10 protein-coding genes are annotated in these 13,187 nt (G+C 65.0%); 2 read left to right on the forward strand and 8 right to left on the reverse strand.

The features are described from left to right. Nucleotides 1-39 precede the first annotated feature (39 nt). Nucleotides 40-1,548 (reverse strand): NAD(P)/FAD-dependent oxidoreductase, encoded by a 1,509-nt coding sequence (locus tag BLU04_RS00165; protein WP_093280695.1) that lies wholly within the window; start codon nucleotides 1,546-1,548, stop codon nucleotides 40-42. 191 nt (nucleotides 1,549-1,739) lie between these two features. On the opposite strand from BLU04_RS00165, the gene BLU04_RS00170 reads away from it, so the two are divergent. After that, nucleotides 1,740-2,435: a TetR/AcrR family transcriptional regulator gene (locus tag BLU04_RS00170; RefSeq protein ID WP_162274598.1), complete on the forward strand. Its 696-nt coding sequence runs from the start codon at nucleotides 1,740-1,742 to the stop codon at nucleotides 2,433-2,435. A 233-nt stretch (nucleotides 2,436-2,668) separates the two neighbouring features. Beyond that, nucleotides 2,669-4,924, forward strand: a complete 2,256-nt coding sequence (locus BLU04_RS00175; RefSeq protein WP_093280701.1) for a TonB-dependent receptor — start codon at nucleotides 2,669-2,671, stop codon at nucleotides 4,922-4,924. Nucleotides 4,925-5,123: 199 nt separating this feature from the next. Here BLU04_RS00175 and BLU04_RS00180 read toward each other — a convergent pair whose 3' ends face one another. The 7 genes from BLU04_RS00180 to BLU04_RS00210 form a co-directional block, all read right to left on the reverse strand. Then, complete coding sequence (locus tag BLU04_RS00180; RefSeq protein ID WP_093280704.1) at nucleotides 5,124-6,221, reverse strand: ABC transporter substrate-binding protein; 1,098 nt, start codon at nucleotides 6,219-6,221, stop codon at nucleotides 5,124-5,126. Nucleotides 6,222-6,348: 127 nt separating this feature from the next. Further along, the gene (locus tag BLU04_RS00185; protein WP_093280707.1) at nucleotides 6,349-7,440 is read right to left on the reverse strand and encodes an ABC transporter substrate-binding protein; all 1,092 of its coding nucleotides are present in this window, start codon (nucleotides 7,438-7,440) and stop codon (nucleotides 6,349-6,351) included. A gap of 38 nt (nucleotides 7,441-7,478) precedes the next feature. Further along, complete coding sequence (locus tag BLU04_RS00190; protein ID WP_093280710.1) at nucleotides 7,479-8,255, reverse strand: ABC transporter permease subunit; 777 nt, start codon at nucleotides 8,253-8,255, stop codon at nucleotides 7,479-7,481. Beyond that, the gene (locus BLU04_RS00195; RefSeq protein WP_197672980.1) at nucleotides 8,252-9,118 is read right to left on the reverse strand and encodes an ABC transporter permease; all 867 of its coding nucleotides are present in this window, start codon (nucleotides 9,116-9,118) and stop codon (nucleotides 8,252-8,254) included. Before BLU04_RS00195 ends, BLU04_RS00190 begins: the two co-directional genes overlap by 4 nt. Before the next feature lie 29 nt (nucleotides 9,119-9,147). Then, a complete protein-coding gene (locus BLU04_RS00200; RefSeq protein ID WP_093280716.1) occupies nucleotides 9,148-9,996 on the reverse strand; it encodes an ABC transporter ATP-binding protein in 849 nt (282 codons plus the stop codon). Between the two features lie 11 nt (nucleotides 9,997-10,007). Continuing rightward, nucleotides 10,008-11,252, reverse strand: a complete 1,245-nt coding sequence (locus tag BLU04_RS00205; protein ID WP_093280718.1) for an acyl-CoA dehydrogenase family protein — start codon at nucleotides 11,250-11,252, stop codon at nucleotides 10,008-10,010. 82 nt (nucleotides 11,253-11,334) lie between these two features. Next, a complete protein-coding gene (locus tag BLU04_RS00210; RefSeq protein ID WP_093280721.1) occupies nucleotides 11,335-13,173 on the reverse strand; it encodes an ABC transporter ATP-binding protein in 1,839 nt (612 codons plus the stop codon). Between the last annotated feature and the right edge of the window lie 14 nt (nucleotides 13,174-13,187).

A 13,187-nucleotide genomic window follows, 5' to 3' on the forward strand; every position in this document is an offset into this window, starting at 1 on the left:
ATGGATGGATGAAGGGGTGGAGTGGGGGATGAATGGAAGTCAAACAGGCAGGGGCGCGGCGGCCTCGGCCTCGACTGCCGGATGACGCCAGATCGCGTGCTCGTACTTCGAGCGGTCGAATTCGGTCGGGCCCTTCGACGAGGGTTTCGCGTCGAGGACCTGGAACTGGTTCCGGTAATCGCTGAAGAAGAGATCGCGGACGAGGGCCGAGACGAGGCGCGGAATCTCGTGGCGAAGGCCGGGGACATCGCCCACGGGCCGGCCGAAGCTGAGCCGCGCCGCGCCGCTCGGGGTATGGATGTTCCGGAGGTAGGGAGCCTTGCCCGGCTCCTTTTCCGTCAGCTCATAGGCGGGGCCGAGGTAGGGGAACGAGCCCATGTTCTCGGAAGCCTCGTGAACCGGGGGCCGATAGACATCGCGCCAGAGGGCGATGTCCTTGGCGATGGGCTCGAACTCCGGCCGGGTGGCCGGATCGTATTGGTAGCCGGTGCCCGCGATGGCGAAATCGAAGAGGAAGGAGCCGTCCCCGGCTTCGATGGCGACTTTTCCGCCCTCCTCGCGGACCGAGTTCCAAGGGGCGTTGAAGTGGAGGCGGAAGTTCGGAAATTTCGCCGCCCGGAGGACCGAATCGAACGGCGTGACGGCACCGCCGCTCGTCTGCTCGAAATGGAGATGCCACCGGTCCCGGTCAGGGAGATATTGGTAGTTGTCGACCACGCCCGGGGCCGTCCGCAGGCCGCGCGCCGCGCCGCCCTTCAGCGTGCCGGCCAGGTCGGCCCGTCGATAGAAGAGATGGACCTCGGCGGCACCGGCCTCCAGGGCCGTGGCGGCGACATCGAGGGCCGAGGTGGCCGCGCCGAGAACGGCGACGTACTTCCCCCGCAACGCCTCGAAATCGATCTCATCGGCCGTGTGGGCGTAGAGGCTGCGCGGCAGGTTTCGGGAAATGATCGGCGGGACATAAGGTCCGCCGGTCCCGCTCATTCCCGTGGCGAAGACGATCTTCCGGGCGGTCTCGACCTTCTCGACGCCGTTGTCGAGGAGACGGACGCGTAGGAAGGGCTCGCCCGATTCGATCTTCAGGAGCCGGACGCGGTGCCGGACGGGAACGGCGACGATCTTCTGGTACCATTTGAGGTACTCCGCCCAATCGGTCCGGGCGATCCGGCCGATGGCGGCGAAGGCCGCCTCGCCGTGAAGCGCCTCGTACCAATATTGAAAACTCAGCTCGGGAATGCCGAGTTCGGGTCCCGGCGCGGTCTTCGGCGTGCGGAGCGTCACCATCCGCGCCCGGGTCAGCCAGACCCCGGCACCGCCTTCCTCGGCCTCGTCGATCACGCTGACGTTCGGCACGCCCGAGCGACGGAGGGCGAAGGCCGTGGCGATGCCGACCTGCCCTCCCCCGATGATGAGGACATCATGATCGAGCCCGGCGGCGGGAAGGACCCAGTTCTGAGGATCGGCCCCCAGGACTTTCAGGGCCCGACGAGCTCCGATATCAGGGTTGCGGGGATGAAATTCAATATCGATGCCAGGCAGGGCGGTCATAAAGTTAGTATTTAAACTATCTTTTAAGTAGATTACTTAATTTTGTAAACATATATTTATTAAAATACGAATGTAAAGAGAGCGAGAGATGCCAAAAGCAAGCTCTGTCGTTAGAAATGACAATCAAAAGAATGTCGTCTACTCGCTTTTTGAGTGGATTTCCTGGCAGATGGAGGTCATTGTTCACCCAAATGTCGGAAAATAGCGAACTGCCTGAAGTCAAGCCCAAGAAAACTGACCCGCGCATCGTCCGGACCAAGCAACTTCTCTCGCAGGCCCTCACCGGCCTCTTGGGAGAAGGGTGCTTCGAGGACATCACGATCCAGGACATTCTCGAACGCTCGACCGTGAACCGGGCGACGTTCTACGCCCACTTCGAGGACAAGGACACCCTCCTTCACTTCACCCTCAGCACCCTCTTCGAGCGGATCCTCCACGAGCGCCTGGCGCCCAACGCGGTGGCGGGCGAGCGGAACCTCGAACTCCTTCTCCTCGCTCTCTGCGACTTCTTCGGCCATCTCGCCCGCTGCACGAAGCTCCGCACCGTCCAGGCGAACCCGCGCGTCGAAGCGGCGATCAAGCCGATCGTCCACAACGTCATCGCCGGCTGGTTCCGCCATCATCCCCAAGGCGGCTTCGACGCCGCGATCGAGGCCTCGACGTTAAGCTGGATGATCTGCGGCTCCGCGATCCAGTGGCACCGCTGGAACCGGGAGCACGAACCCATCCCGGCCAATACGTTCGTCAGGAAGATGCTTCCCGCCCTCCTGCTCCGCATGGAGCCCCTCCTCGGACGCGTCTCGCCGCGGCCCCCCGCGCAGAGTGACCGCATCCTTCCCGCCCTGGGCCTTCAGTACGCCTACACCGACGAATCGGGCATGATCTAAACGGGCTCTCCGCCCGTCGCTCCGTCGTCCCCCCTCCTTGGATGCATCGCATCCATCCATATATTCTATAATTTCTATATATTTTAAAGATTATGCGTTGACATCCTGAGCGAAACCGATAAGCCATTCAAACTGAATTTTTGTTTATAAAGATCTATTTGTATTGAACCACCACCTTATTGAACAAACCTCGGCCTCACCACGTCCCGGCCTCCAGCAATCCTAGAAGAAACATGAAGCCCAGATTGAAGACCCTCGCAGCGGTCGGCCTGTCGGCCCTCCTCTGCATGCACGGCCAGGCATACGGCCAAACCGCGCCTGCCGCCCCCGCCCAGCCCCCCTCGACGAGCGCCGATAGCGCCGGCGAAAAGAAGAAAGACTCCACGAAGCTCGATACCGTCGTCATCGTCGACAGCGACCTCACCCCCGTCGATGTCGCCGCCCACGATCTCCTGGCCACGCCCGGGGCCACCAGCCTCATCCGGCAGGAGGATACACTCAAGGGCCGCACCTCGAACCTTGCCGACACGCTCCGGCTCCAACCCGGCGTCCTCGCCCAGTCGAACAACGGCGGCGAGCAGACGCGCCTCTCGATCCGCGGCTCCGGCATTTCCCGCGGCCCCTCGATGGTCCCCCAGGGCATCCAGTACCTCATCAGCGGCCAGACCGTGAAGAGCGCCACCGGCTACCCGATCACGGCCCCCCTCGAGGCTTGGGCGATGAACTACGTCGAGGTCTACCGGGGCCAGAGCGCCTTCGCCGAGTACGGCCCCCTGACGGTCGGCGGCGCGATCAACTTCGTGACGAAGACCGGCTATGATGCCTCGCCCTTCGCCGTCCGCTCCGAAGTCGGCAGCGACGGCTACTTCAAGGAACAGGCCAGCTCCGGCCTGGTGAGCGGCCCGTTCGACTACTACGTCAGCACCTCTCACCTCGACTACGACGGCTATCGCGACCACTCGCGCAACTCGACGACGCGGGCCATCGCCAACGTCGGCTGGCAGGTCACGCCCGACTTCTCCACCCGCCTCAACGTCGAGTGGAGCCAGGAGGTCCAGCAGAATCCGGGCAACCTGACGCTGAACCAGCTGACGCGGAATCCCCAGCAGAGCGCGACGCCCACCTACGTCCCCCTGCGGAAGGACCCCGAGGGAGTCCAGGTCATCAGCAATTCGACGCTGCGGATCGACAACGATTCGACGCTCTCCTGGGGCGGCCTCCTGCAGAAGACGCCGAACAACAATCCCGGCACGCCGACGAATTCGAGCGAGTTCGACCAGTATGCCGCCAACGGCAACGCCCACTACAAGCGGACCGACCTCCTCTTCGGCGACCTGGAGAGCCACTCGACGCTCACCGTCATCAACAACAACGTCCTCCCCTCCGACGTCCGCTACATGAACTCGGCCGGGGTGACGACCTCGAAGACCTACTACTCCGGCAACGATGCCGCCGTGGTCCTCAACGAGGACTTGCAGGTGCTGCCGAGCTTCTGGATCACCCCCGGGATCGCCGGCCTCTACTCCCATCGCGGCGCCCACGCCGACGTGATGTCGACCAGCGGCCGCATCAACGTGAACCGGGATTACTTCGACTTCGCCCCGAACCTCGGCCTCCGCTACGAGTTCACCCCCCAGAGCCAGGTCTACCTCAACGCGGGGCGGACCGTCGAGGCCCCCTACCAGGGCGCCTTCATCCAGACGACGGGCGTCACCTCGACACCGAACAACGCTCTCTACCCGAAGGAACAGGTCTCCGACACGCTCGAACTCGGGACGAAGGGGAGCGAGGGGATCTTCCAATGGGACGTCGCCCTCTACCGGTCGTGGATCGAGCACGAACTGCTCACCTTCCTCGTCGCCCCCGGCACGACGAACACGGCCACGGCGACGCTCAACGGGAACCAGACGATCCACGAGGGCGTCGAATTCGGCCTCGGCACGATCCTCTGGCACGAGGACGCGCCCGCCAAGGGCAAGGGTGCCCGGGACCGCGATCCGAAGAGCGGCCCGCAGCCGCAGGAAGACAAGCCCTCCTCCCTCTGGGCGGAGCAGCCTGACGACCACCGCGCCCCGCACCGGCTGATCCTCCAGCAGGCCTATACCTACAACCACTTCTACTTCGACAACGATCCGGTCTACCAGAGCAAGTCGATCGCGGGCATTCCGGTCCACGTCTATCAGGCCGAATTGCGGTATGAGCATTGGAGCGGGTTCCATGTCGGCCCGACCGTCGAGTCGACCTTCGTCCACTACGCGGGGGACTTCGCCAACACGGTCTTCGCTCCGGCCTATACCATCTACGGCCTTCGGGCGGGTTACACTCCCCCCGGCCAGAAATGGGAGATCTTCTTCCAGGCCGACAACCTGACCGACAAGACCTACGTTTCCGTCACCTCGCCGATCCCGAACGCCAAGGGCATTGACAGCGCCCTCTACGCCCCCGGCGCGGGCCGCAACGTCACCGGCGGTTTCTCGTTCTCCTTCTAAAGACGGACGGACTACCCTCGCACCCCGCACCGGGAAACCGGTGCGGGGTTTTTCGTTCAGGGAGAGAGGGGGCCATCGCCTTGTTACGCGGCTGAACTCCTTCTCTCCCAGCCTCCACCCGAAGAGCGCCCCCCACCCTTCCGACAAAAAAGCCCGGACCCCCTCTCGGGAGTCCGGGCTTTCGCTGCGCTACTTCAGCTTAGAAGGAACGGTGCGCCTTCTCGAGGTAGCTCGAGTCGGCCCACTTGGCGATGTCGACATTGCCCTTCTGGTAGCCGTGCTCGCGGAGGAAGTCCTGCTGGAGGCCGATCGCGGCCAGGTTCAGCGGCGAGAGCGACGGGACGAAGTCGATATCGGCGATGAGCTGCTCGATCAGCGCCGGGTTCTCGCTCGCGGTGACGCGGGTGAAGATCTCGGCCGCGGCGGAGCGATGGGAGTTGGCCCAGCGTCCGGCGCGGATCGAGGCGCGGAGGAACGCGACGACGACCTCGGGATGTTCCTTGGCGAAGGGCGTGCTGACGGTGATCGGATACGGCCCGTTGGCCACCTGGAGTGTCCAGTCGGGACGGCGGGAGAGGTCCTCGATCACGGTGTATTCACCCGTGTTGACGAGGACTTCGGCGCGCGCCGCGTTGACGTAGAGGGCGTCGATCTTGCCGTCGCGCAGGGCGAGGACTTCCTTGTCTTCCAGAACGGGGTTCTGGCGGCGGCGAACCGGCCAGACCTCGGACGGCTTGTTCGCGACCGGCAGATTGAAGGCGTCCGCCTCGTCGAGGTCGACGAGTTCGGCGTCCTTCGCCGAGAGGTCCGCCAGCTCGAGGGCCAGGAGAATGCCCCGGTGGGAAGTGGCGCGATGGAAGTCGACCTTGCCGCTGTTCAGGCTGCGGAAGAGGCCGATGCGGCGGCCCTTGAGATCGGCGATGCGGCGGATGCGGGAAGCGCTCTTCACGACGATGACGCCGCCGCGCTGACCCCAGGTGAGGCCGACGAGGGTGGTGTCGGAGAGGTCGGCCTTCGCCTGGAGCGGCGGGATCGCGCCGCCATCGCGAAAGAGGTTCGGGAGGCTGTGGGTGAAGTGGGGCAGGAAGCCGTGGTTGTTCTTGAGGGAACGGAGGTAGATCGCCTGGGCTCCGGCACGGGCGAATTCTTCATCGAACCAGCCGAGCTCGACGGCGATATTCGACGCCGTGAAGACAGGGCAGATCGTGTAATAGGCCTCGGTCAGGGACTGGGGCTGGGAATTGGACTTCGCGGGCACGGAAGTCGATTTGGGGGCTTCGGCAAGAGCAATGCTCATGGGATGATCCTTTTGTTACTTGTTGGTTTTCTGTTGATTACATCTTATTCATTGTAATCTATAGATTTCATATATTAAAATTCGTCCAGAGACTTGTCAATACTTTGTATTAAAAGTGTACAAATATTTAGTTTTTACCGAGAGAGGCCGATTGACCCTCTCCGACCAGCGTCCAATAGCCGTCGAGACCGAGGTCCTTGATCGCCTGCCTTTGATAGTCGGGCTTGATGAACCAAGTCCGCAAGACCGCCTCGTCAACCTTGGCTTTGACCAATTTGTGCTCGGCGGCGAAGGCAATGCCGTCGCGGAACGTCTGGAGGGAGAGGTCATCGAGGAGCGGGTTGAAGCGTTCCTTGAGCGGCCCCTCGAACTCCCGGGGCACGAACGCCGCACCGGCGCTGCGGGCCTGGAGGAAAGCGAGGAGGGGGGCGCGGTTCTCCTCGCGGGAAGCCCACGCGGCGGTCTTGACGAGGACCTTGATGACACGCCCGGTCGTCTCGGGATGGGCCTTCTCGAAGCGGTCAGTGACGAGGGTGCCCCAGGTGCTCGCCTCCTGCTTGTGATCGTCGGGACTCTCGAGGAGGCGGGCCTTGCCCTGGGCCTCGAGGGCGAGGATGTTCACCCCGCCGAAGACGGCATCGACGGCCCCGGCGTTGAAGGCGGCGAGAGCTTCGGGGGTCGAAAGATTCGCGATGGTGACGTCCTTCTCCTCGATGCCGTGCCGCTTCAGGACAAGGATGAGGATCTGGTAGTAATTCGTCCCCTTGTGGATGGCGATCCGCTTGCCGCGCAGGTCGTCGACGGTCTTGATCGGGGAATCGGGACGGACGGCGATGTCGGTGACGTTCCCCGCGCCGACGGAGCGCTTCACGAGGACGATCTTGGCCGGAACCTTGCCGGTGAGGCCGATGACGATCGGGATACCGCCGCAGTTGGCGAAATCGAGGTCGCCCTGGGCCAGGGCCTCGTTTTCGGCGATGCCCGTTCCGGCATAGAAGGTCTGGACGATCTTCGGTCCCTGCGGGCCGAACTCCTCGTCCCAGTAGCCGAGCTGCCCCGCCAAGGCGACGAGGCTGGTCCCGCTCAGCTTCCCCTCGGGCTCCTTGACGAAGGGAATCGCCATTTCGCCGAAGCGGATGGTTTGGGGAAGATCCTCGGCAAAGACCGGAAGAGCCGCGGCGGCAAGAAGGAGAAGGGTTGAGGAAAAAAGGGCTTTCATAGGGTGGGTTGGGGTTGGTGAAAAGAGGTGGATGAAGATCAGGCCGAGACCCGTCCGGCGAAAAGTCTTCGGGAAAGAAGCCGAAGGAGGCCGTTCACCCCGAGGCCCGTGAGGGCAATGGCGATGATGCCGAGGAGGACCACGTCGGTCCGCATCTCCTCCCGCCCCTTCATGACAAGGGTGCCGATGCCCGTGGTGAGGCCGCCGATGAGGTACTCGGCGCCCACGGTGGCGAACCACGAAAAAATGAGGGCGAGCTGGAGGCCGGTGAAGATCGCCGGAGCGGCGGCGGGCAGAACGATCCGCCATAGGAGGCGTCCCCGGGAGAAGCAGAGAACCCGGCCAACCTCGACATAGGACGAGGGGACGTTCTTCACCCCCTCGAAGGCCCCCATCGCCACGGGGCCGAAGGCGGCCAAGGCGACGAAAACGATCTTCGAGAGATCGCCGTTGCCGAACCAAGCGGTGAGGAGAGGGATCCACGCAAAGATGGCGACCTGCCGGAAGGCGTGAAAGCCGGGGCCGAAGACTCGGTCGGTGAGACGGGAGACACCGAGGCCGACGCCGAAGAAAAGCCCTCCGGCGATCCCGATGGAGGCCCCTTCGGCGAGGCGCAGTCCGCTGGCGGCAAGGCCGTCGAGAAGTGCCCCGCCGATGGCGGGGTCGGCGGCCGCCCGGAAGAGAGCGGGGAAGGAAACGAGGACGAGCGGGCCGACCCATCCGAGAGCAACGGAGACCTGCCAGAGGCCGAGCAGGAGCGCCACGGGAACAAGACCGCGAACGAACGGATGGCGCAGGGCGGCGGCGGGGCTCATGCTGCCTCCCCCTTCCAGCGAAGGAGCCGGGCCTCGGCCCGACGGAGGCCGAAATCGAACAGGAATCCGACGAGGCCGATGACGACGATGCAGACGAATACCTGGTCAAGCTGGAAGATCTGCCTCCCCCACGACATGAGGTAACCGATTCCCTCCGTCGAGGCGAGGATCTCGACGGCGACCAGGGAGACCCAGACATGGGAAAGCCCCTGCCGGATGCCGGTAAAGAGGGAGGGAAGAGCCCCGGGGAGGATCACCCGGCGCAGGATCGTCCGGCGGCGGAGGCGGAGGACCTTCCCCACCTCGATGTATTGGACGGGGATGTTCCGGATGCCGTCCGACGAGGTGAAGGTGATCGGGATGGCGCAGGACTTCGCCATGATGAAGAGCTTGAGGGCCTCGTCGATGCCGAGGAACTGGATGAGGAGCGGGATGAGCGCGATCGAGGGGATCTGCGCGATGGCCCGGAAAAGGGGGCCGATCCAGCTTTCGACCACCGGAGAAAATCCCATGGCGCAGCCGAGGACGAGGCCGATGCTCCCGCCGAGCAGGAAGCCCTTGAGGACGCGGAGGAGGCTCGTGCCGAGATTCGAGAGGAGATCGCCGCCGGAGATGAGGTCGGCGAAGCTGTGGGCGACGGCGACGGGGGACGGGAGGATGTTCGGGGGAAGCCATTCCCGGGCCGACGCCAAGGACCAGATCCCGAGGACGAGGAGCGGGACGAGAAAACCGAGGCCCGGCGCGGAGGCGATGCGCTCCCACCGATCCGCCTTCCGCCTCCTCCGGGGACGGGAAGCCGTCGTCGGGGCGGGACCGAGACGAACGGGCTCGGGCTGCCGCGGCTTTGTCAGGGTCTGTTCCAAGGCGGGAGCGTGCATGGCCCTCGGTCTCCTCAAATTTGGTAAATGCCCTTCGCGGGCGGGGGTTGCGGCGTCCGCGTGAGGTGGAGCAACTCCGCGAGGACGCGATGGCGGATCTCGGCAAAGGCCGAATCGATCCGGTTCCGGGGATGGGGGAGATCGACGGGGATCACCCGCTCGATGCGTCCGGGCCGGGGGGCGAGGATGACGATCTTGTCGCTCAGGAAAACGGCCTCCTCGACGTCGTGGGTCACCATGACCATCGTCACCCGCTCCTGCCGCCAGATGCGGAGAAGCTCGTTCTGGAGGTAGGTTCGGGTGAGGGAATCGAGCGCGCCGAGGGGCTCGTCGAGGAGGAGGAGTTCGGGCTGCGCGACGAGCCCCCGGGCGATGGCGGCCCGCTGGGACATGCCGCCGGAGAGCTGGCGCGGGTAGGCCCGCTCGAACCCGGCGAGGCCGACGAGGGCGATGTGCTCCTGGACGGTCCGCGCCTTCTCCTTCTCCGGAATGGGGAAGGCATCGAGGGCCAGCGCGACGTTCTCCTCGACGGTGAGCCACGGCAGGAGCCGGTGTTCCTGGAAGACGAGACTCCGTTCGAGGCCGGGCCCCGCGATGGGACGGTCGTCGAGGAGGATCTCCCCGTCGTAGTCGTCGTCGAGGCCGACGATGAGCCGGAGGATGGTCGACTTGCCGCAGCCCGACGCCCCGACGAAAGTGACGAACTCGCCGCGGCCCACGGTGAGATCGATGCCGCGGAGGACTTCGAGGTCGGCCCCATCGACCCGGTAGCTCTTGCCGACGCCGCGCAACTCGAGGGATCCTCCCTTCTCGCGCGCGGGCGCGGAGGAAGGGTCGGTCAGGACTTGCGAAATATTCCCCATCGCGGCTCTCCTTAGAGAAACGACCCCGTCCCACCGACGACGCCGTTGAGGGCATAGTCGCCGACCCCCTTCACGAGGTAGATCACGGGGTTGTGGAGGCTCAGGGTCCGGATGTCCCGCCAGTAGCGGTCGAAACCGTGGCGGTTGGCCGTGGCTCGCGCCCCAGTGACGTCGTAGATCCGGGAGGTGACGTCGAGGCCGGCCTGGGTCGCGAAGGCCCGCAGCGCCGAGGCGCGGACGCCGACCTCGCCGACTTCCCGCACGCTGACGGAGCCGCGACGATCGAAGGCGTCCTGGATTCCGGCGGCGGTTTTCTCGAGGAGGGCCTGGGCCGCTTCGAGCTGAATCCAAAAATCGCCGTAGTCGGCGAGGATGTAGGGGTCCTTTGCCGCGCTGTCGGAACCCGAACCCCGCCGGGCGCGCGTGGTGGAGAGCGTGTACTCGCGCGCCTGCTCGAGCGCCCCGAGGGCCGCCCCGATATGGTTCGCCCCCCAGAAGAGGGAGGTCAGCGCGACGTAGAGAGGCGGGAAGCCGAGGACGGGTTCGCCGAGCGTCGACGGGATGACCTCGTGGGGCTTCACCTCGACGTGATCGAAGTCGATCGTCTGCGTCTCGGCGAGGCGGAGGCCGAGATGGTCCCAATCGTCGTGAAAGAGGAGCCCCTCGCGGGTCGGCGGGACGAGGGCCCAGAGGAGCTCGTTCCGGTCGGTCCGCCGGGCGAGGACGGTGCTCACGTCGGCGAGGGAGAAGCCGGTCGACCATTCCTTGCGCCCGTTGAGGACGAAGCTTCCGTTCGGCAGCGGGGCGGCGGTGAAGTCCTTGACCCGGGAGGGCTGGTGCGCGTTGCCCCAGAGCCAGCGGTTCTCGGCCGAGGCCCGCTCGATCCGCTCCGCGCCGCCCTCGGGATCGTAGAGCCGGGGGACGGAGGAGGCATAGAGGTGGAAGGCGAGCAGCGCCCCGAGGCCGGGATCGCCCTTGCTGAGTTCGACCACGACGCGGGCCGCCTCGCCGAAGGTCGCGCCGAGGCCGCCGAATCGCTTGGGAATGAGCAGATTGACCAGCCCCGTCTCGCGAAGCTGCCGCAGCTCGGCAACGGGCAGCCGTCCCTTCCGCTCACGCTGGACGGCAGTTTGCCTCCACTCGGCGGAAAGCTCCCGGGCGAGATCGATCCAATCCTTGGTCGGGCGAGAAGGGAGAACCGGAAGAGGGACGCCGGGGTTCTTGGCCGGAGTCGGGATAGAGGCGGAAAGCGACATAAAATACTAAAACTGTAGACTTACTTGACTATCAAAATATGATTTAGTCAACTTTTGTTTGTAATTATTTCCTCTTAGACCGCTAAACCGCTTCCAGAGAGACGGCCTTCTCGTCCTCTTCGGGAAGGAACCCGTTGATCTGGCTGTTCCAAAGCCGGGCGTAAGCACCGTCCCTGGCCAAAAGCTCCCGATGGCCGCCGTCCTCGACGATTCGGCCCGAATCGAAGACGAGGATTCGGTCGAGATGGGCGATGGTCGAGAGGCGGTGGGCGACGACGAGGACGGTGCGATCCTTCATCATGGCGTCGAGGCTCTCCTGGATCGCCCGTTCGGTGAGGGAATCGAGGCTCGAGGTCGCCTCGTCCATGATGAGGATGGGAGCGTCCTTCGCCACGACCCGGGCAATGGCGATCCGCTGCCGCTGCCCTCCGGAGAGCTTCACGCCCCGCTCGCCGACCAGGGAATCGTACTCGTCCCGCATCCCTTCGATGAAGCCGTCGGCATGGGCCAGCACGGCGGCACGCCGGATGGCCTCCTCGCCGATCCCGGGGCTGCCGTAGCCGATGTTTTCCCGAAGGGTCCGATGGAAGAGACCGGGATCCTGGGGGATGAAGCCGATCTGGGAGTGGAGCGACGACTGGGAAACCTCGCGGATGTCCTTCCCGTCGATCAGGACGGCCCCCTCCTGGGGATCGTAGAGGCGGAGGACGAGGTTGAGGAGAGACGACTTGCCCGAGCCGGAGAAGCCGACGAGGCCGACCCGCTGACGAGGCTCGATGACCAGGTTGAGGCCGTCGAAAACGCGCCGCCCGCCCTTTTCCCCGCCATAGGAGAAGCCGACGTCGCGGAAGACGATCCCGCCCCGCGTGACGCGGAGGGCCGGGGCCCCCTCGCGGTCGACGACCTCGTGGGAGCGGACGATCGACTGGACGCCGTTGGCGATGTTCCCGAGGAACTCGAAGAATTCCATGAGGCGGCGGGCGAGGTTCCGCAACTCCCCGATGATCAGGAGGGCCATGCTGACGGCGCCGACGAAGCAGGCCACGTCGATCCGCCCCGTGCGCCACAGGAAGGCGGCGAGGAAGAGGAGCCCCGCCTTGAGGACGAAGGAGGCGGCGTACTGGAACCAGAGGACGCGCTCCATGTAACCGAAGGCCTTCCGGCCCGCCGCCACCTCGGCGTCGAGGTAGCCGTCGAGATAGGTCCGCTCGAAACCGAGCCGGGCGAAGAGGCGGACGCTGGAGAGGTTCGTCACCGAGTCGACGAGCTTCCCCGTCATCTCGCTCCGGGCCGCGGCATGGCGGCGGGCCAGGAGACGGCACTTCCGGGCGAAGATCCACGAAAGGCCGAGGAACAGGACCGCCCAGACGCCGAGAAAGGTCGCCAGAAGGCCCGAGGCAAAGGAGAGGAGGACGACGGAGACGGCGATCTTCACCACGATGGGGAGAAAGTCGAAGAGGATCATCCCCATCGCCATGCCGGTGCCCTGGGAGGTCTCGGCGATCCGGTGGGCGAGGGCCCCGGCGAAGTTGTCATTAAGGAAACGGTGGGAGTGGCACTGGAGGTAGGCGTAGAGCTCCCGGGTGACGCTGGTCCGCAGGTAAGGCATCGACCTCATCCGACAGGCACCGGCCACACGGGTCAGGACGACCTCGGCGGCATTGTATCCGGCGAAGGCAAGGCACGGCCCAAGGAGCACGCCGAACCCCTCCCCGCCCGCAGCGTGTCCCAATGCCTTGACGACCTGCCCGATCGTCGCCGCGGCGAAGATCGCCCCGACGGCCGCCCCGGTCTCGAGCGCGCAGATGGCCACATACCAGCCCCGGTAGCGCTTGACGAAACGGAGGAGGAAGCGGAAGGGATCGACGGGCAGCTCGGGGGCCTCGGGACTGCGGAGGAGGGCATCGGTGGAATGGGGCATGAGAAGGAAGGAAA

It is taken from the genome of Verrucomicrobium sp. GAS474, from assembly GCF_900105685.1.
Lineage (GTDB): Bacteria > Verrucomicrobiota > Verrucomicrobiia > Methylacidiphilales > GAS474 > GAS474.

Excerpts from the sequence above, each read along its gene's own strand:
- BLU04_RS00165 (WP_093280695.1), bottom strand. The coding sequence starts at position 1,548 with ATGACCGCCCTGCCTGGCATCGATATTGAATTTCATCCCCGCAACCCT.
- BLU04_RS00180 (WP_093280704.1), bottom strand. The coding sequence starts at position 6,221 with ATGAGCATTGCTCTTGCCGAAGCCCCCAAATCGACTTCCGTGCCCGCG.
- BLU04_RS00210 (WP_093280721.1), bottom strand. The coding sequence starts at position 13,173 with ATGCCCCATTCCACCGATGCCCTCCTCCGCAGTCCCGAGGCCCCCGAG.
- BLU04_RS00170 (WP_162274598.1), top strand. The coding sequence starts at position 1,740 with ATGTCGGAAAATAGCGAACTGCCTGAAGTCAAGCCCAAGAAAACTGAC.
- BLU04_RS00205 (WP_093280718.1), bottom strand. The coding sequence starts at position 11,252 with ATGTCGCTTTCCGCCTCTATCCCGACTCCGGCCAAGAACCCCGGCGTC.
- BLU04_RS00175 (WP_093280701.1), top strand. The coding sequence starts at position 2,669 with ATGAAGCCCAGATTGAAGACCCTCGCAGCGGTCGGCCTGTCGGCCCTC.
- BLU04_RS00200 (WP_093280716.1), bottom strand. The coding sequence starts at position 9,996 with ATGGGGAATATTTCGCAAGTCCTGACCGACCCTTCCTCCGCGCCCGCG.
- BLU04_RS00185 (WP_093280707.1), bottom strand. The coding sequence starts at position 7,440 with ATGAAAGCCCTTTTTTCCTCAACCCTTCTCCTTCTTGCCGCCGCGGCT.
- BLU04_RS00190 (WP_093280710.1), bottom strand. The coding sequence starts at position 8,255 with ATGAGCCCCGCCGCCGCCCTGCGCCATCCGTTCGTTCGCGGTCTTGTT.